Source organism: Sphingopyxis sp. (genome assembly GCF_035565275.1).
Classification (GTDB): Bacteria; Pseudomonadota; Alphaproteobacteria; order Sphingomonadales; family Sphingomonadaceae; genus Sphingopyxis.
On record NZ_DATMST010000248.1, the window covers coordinates 1 to 3995 of the forward strand.

General features: G+C 65.0%; 3 protein-coding genes. All 3 read left to right on the forward strand.

The annotated features are described in order from the left end of the window. The first annotated feature begins 373 nt into the window (after positions 1-373). From VN047_RS17020 to VN047_RS17030, 3 genes are read left to right on the forward strand one after another with little or no spacing between them, the layout of a single operon-like run. The gene (locus VN047_RS17020; RefSeq protein WP_325544741.1) at positions 374-2185 is read left to right on the forward strand and encodes a DUF885 domain-containing protein; all 1812 of its coding nucleotides are present in this window, start codon (positions 374-376) and stop codon (positions 2183-2185) included. Between the two features lie 14 nt (positions 2186-2199). After that, positions 2200-2475 carry a DUF3311 domain-containing protein gene (locus VN047_RS17025; RefSeq protein WP_325544743.1) on the forward strand — a complete coding sequence of 92 codons (276 nt, stop codon included), beginning with the start codon at positions 2200-2202 and terminating at the stop codon, positions 2473-2475. Next, positions 2472-3893 carry a sodium:solute symporter family protein gene (locus VN047_RS17030; RefSeq protein ID WP_325544745.1) on the forward strand — a complete coding sequence of 474 codons (1422 nt, stop codon included), beginning with the start codon at positions 2472-2474 and terminating at the stop codon, positions 3891-3893. The genes VN047_RS17025 and VN047_RS17030 overlap by 4 nt, the downstream gene beginning before the upstream one ends. Positions 3894-3995 lie beyond the last annotated feature (102 nt).

Below are 3995 nucleotides of genomic sequence, written 5' to 3' on the forward strand. Positions count from 1 at the left end.
GCGCGGTCAGCGGCGCGGCCGCAGGCGCCTCGGCCGGCTGAGCCGCCGCCGATGCAGCAAAAAGTCCCATGAATGCGGCAAGCGCCGGCGCGGCATGCAGTCGTATCATTAATCGCCCTTCCCTTTATCTGGCACCGAACCTGCGGCAATGGCTCAAGAAAACAATGCGCAAGAAGGCGCGAGTTTGTTGCAAGAAACGCAACGTAACTTCAACAAGCTTTCAGAAACGACAACGATAAACGCGGAAAATCGCAGCTTTCCGCCGCTTCACGGCCGGACACGCCGATCAGCCCCTGCCGCGACACCCGGTTGCATTCTGGCCGCGTCACGACACGATCATGCAACAAGTCGAAAACAAGGCGGGGACTCGATCATGCATCATACACGGCCATTCCAGCTCGCGCGCCGCGCGGTGATCGGGATGATGGCGGCCAGCGCGCTGAGCCCGCTACATGGCTTCGCAAAGACGGGTTCAAGTGCGGAGGCGCTGCGCGCGCTTCTCGATCGGAGCGAGGCCGCCGATGCCGCCCTCGATCCGTTGCGCGCGGCCCGCAACGGCGGTGGAACAGGCGGCCCCCTTTTCGTCGATCCGCTGAGCGACAGTTATGGCGCGACCCTGCGCGCCAACAAGACGCGCGACCTTGCCGCGCTCCGCCGGATCGATCGCGCGACACTGTCGCCGGTCGATCGCATCGCTTACGATGTGTTCGACTACAAGACGCGCCAGATGCTCGCGCTGTTCGACAGCGGCCTGTTCGCCGTGCAGCGCAAGGCACCGCTCAACCCCTCTTTCGGTCTGCACGTCGAGTTCCCCGACTTTCTGTCAGGCGGGGCGGCGCCGTTCGCGACCGCCCGCGACTATGACGATGCCCTCGCACGCATCGACGGTTTCGTGGACTATATGTACAGCACCGTCGCCCGATTGAAGGAAGGCCGGGCCGAAGGTTATCTGCAACCGAAGATCATCGTCACCAATATCCTTGCGCAGGTTGACGCAATGCTAGCGCTCCCGGCTGAAAAAAGCCCCTTCTGGTCGGGTATCGACCGGATGCCGGACACATTCACCCCCGCCGAACGCACCCGGATAACGGCAGCGTTCCGCGCCGCGATCAGCGACAAGGTCTACCCTGCCTACCGTGCCTGGGGCACCTATCTGCGCGATAGCTATCTGGCAGACGCGCCCGACGCGCCGGGTCTGTGGGCGATGAAGGACGGGCCCGCCCTCTACGACTGGAATCTCGCGCGGCACACGACGACGACGCGCTCGGCCGACGACATCCACACGCTCGGCCTGTCCGAAGTCGCGCGGATCCGCAGCGAGATGGAAAAGATCCGCACCGAAGCGGGCTTTGCGGGCGACCTCAAGGCCTTTTTCGAACATGTCCGCACCGACCCCCGATATTATTGCAAAACCCCCGCCGAACTGCTCGCGCGGTTCGAGGCGATCGAGGCGAAAATCTGGCCGGCGATCCCGCGGCTTTTCCACGATCGTCCCAAGGCGCCGTTCGAAGTCCGCCCGCTGCCCGCGCTCGGTGACCAGCGCGGCACCGGATATTACCGCCCCGGACCGCCCGACGGCGTGTCGCCGGGCATCCTCTTTTTCAACATGTCGATGCTGAACACGCGGCCGATCCCGACGCTCGAGACGCTGACGTTGCACGAAGGGATTCCGGGGCATCATTTCCAGCTGACGCTCGCGATCGAAAATGCCGCGCTGCCGCCGCTGCTCCGGCACGGGCAGGCCACGGCCTATACCGAAGGCTGGGGCCTTTACGCCGAATCGCTCGGCCCCGAACTCGGCATGTTCACCGACCCGATGCAGATGTTCGGTCATCTCGACATGGAAATGCTGCGCGCGGTCCGGCTTGTCGTCGACACCGGCATCCACGCGAAACGCTGGGGACGCCAGCAGGCGATCGATTATATGCTGGACAACACGTCGATGGCGCCGCGCGACGTGGTGGTCGAGATCGACCGCTACATCGCCTATCCGGGGCAGGCCTGCGCCTACAAGATCGGCGAGCTCAAATTCCGGCAGCTTCGCGAGGAGGCGGCGAAGGCGCTCGATACCGCGTTCGATATTCGCGACTATCACCATCAGGTGCTGAACACCGGCGCGCTGCCGATGGAGGTGCTCGAAGCGAAGATACGCGCGTGGATCGCATCGGGCGGCGGGCGAGCGTGAGGATGCCACACCCCATGTCCCCGGAAACCGAAGTGCTGTCCGCAACACCCTCCGTTTCGCGCCGCCATCGATGGCTGCTGCTCATCCCCTTCCTGTGGCAGATCGGCGCGGTTCCATTGGTCAACGACGTGGCGTGGCGACCCTTCTCGCTTCCTTTCCCGATGGTCTGGCAGATGGCCGGAATCCTCGTCACCTCGGCGATCATCGCCTTCATCTTTGCGATCGACCGCCGGCATCCCGAATTCGGGGACGGTGACGAAAGCTCCGGACAGGCGGGAGAAAGCCATTGATCCTCGCCCTCACCCTCGCGGTCGTGCTGGGCACGATGGCCGGAGCGCTGCTGTCGGCGCGGCGACAGGAGCGCGCGCGTACGCTCACAGAATGGGCGGTCGGTGGCCGCCGTTTCGGCGTGCTCGTCTTCTGGTTCCTCAATGCCGGCGAGATCTACACGACCTTCGCGGTGCTGGGCATTTCGGGTTTCGCATGGGCGCATGGCGCGCCCGCCTATCTTGCCTTCACCTCGGTCTCGCTCTCGGCGGCGATCGGTTACTGGCTGATGCCGTGCATCTGGAATGCCGGGCGCCGATACGGGCTGGTTACCCAGGCCGATTTCTTTGCTGCGCACTATCGCGCGACTTGGCTCGGCGTCGTGGTCGGTGTCGCGGGGATCGCGGCGCTGATCATCTATGTGCAGATCCAGATCGTCGCGCTCAGCCTGATCGTGCGGTTGACGCTGGGCCCCGAGGTTTCGACAGCGGCCGCGGCGACGGTCGCCGCCGCGATCATGCTCGCCTTCGTCTATTTCGCCGGGCTGCGCTCGGCCGCCTTCGCGGCGGGGGTGAAGGACGTGCTGATGCTGCTGATCGTCGTCGCGCTCTGTGCGACCGTCGCGTCGAAGGTCGGCGCGGCGTCGATGCTCGACGTCTATGATATGGCACAGGACCAGTTTCCCGGCATCGGCCGGCTACCGGGGCTCCAGCCCGGGGCCGGCCTGTCGACCGTCTGGCTGATGACCGCGGCGCTCAACGTCGCGCTTGGCAACTGGATTCTCCCGCATCTGTTCCAGCTCTGCTTCTCGGCGGGAAGCGAAGCGACGATCCGGCGCAACGCGATCTGGCAGCCGATCTATTCGCTGTCCTATTTCTTCATCATCCTGCTCGGCTTTGCGGCACTGCTCGCCGGCACGCAGCCCGAGGGCGGCGACACCAATGCCGTGCTGCTGCAATTCGTCGCCGATCGCTATCCGGCGTGGGCGGTCGGCATCTTCGCGGGAACGGCGTGCCTGCTTGCGCTGGTACCGGGATCGGTGCTGCTGCTCACCGCAGGATCGATCTTCAGCCGCAACATCCTGCTGCCGATGCGGCCCGATCTCTCCGACCGTGCATCGCTGCTCGCATCGCGCCTGTCGATGATCGTCTTTGCCGCCATCGCGGTCTGGCTGACGCTCGGTGGATCGAAGTCGCTCGTCGAGATCGGGCTGTCGGCCTATGCCGCGATCGGCATGCTCGCGCCGGGGGTCTATTTCGCCTTCACCTGGAAGCGCGCGCACGCGGCGGGGGTCTTTGCGGGGATCGTGGCAGGCTATCTCGCCCTGCTGCTGCCACAGGCGCAGCAACTGTGGACGATGCTGTTGCCCGGATGGGATCATGGGCTGGTGGCGATGGCGATCAACGCTGCCGTCGCGGCGCTTCTCGTCGATCCACTTTGACGCCTGGGCCGGCTCGTAGGCCTGCATCCAGGCCAGCATCTCGTCGATGTCCGAGCCGTACCACAGGTCCTGACGCTGTTCCGGGTGCAGGAAGCGCTCTTC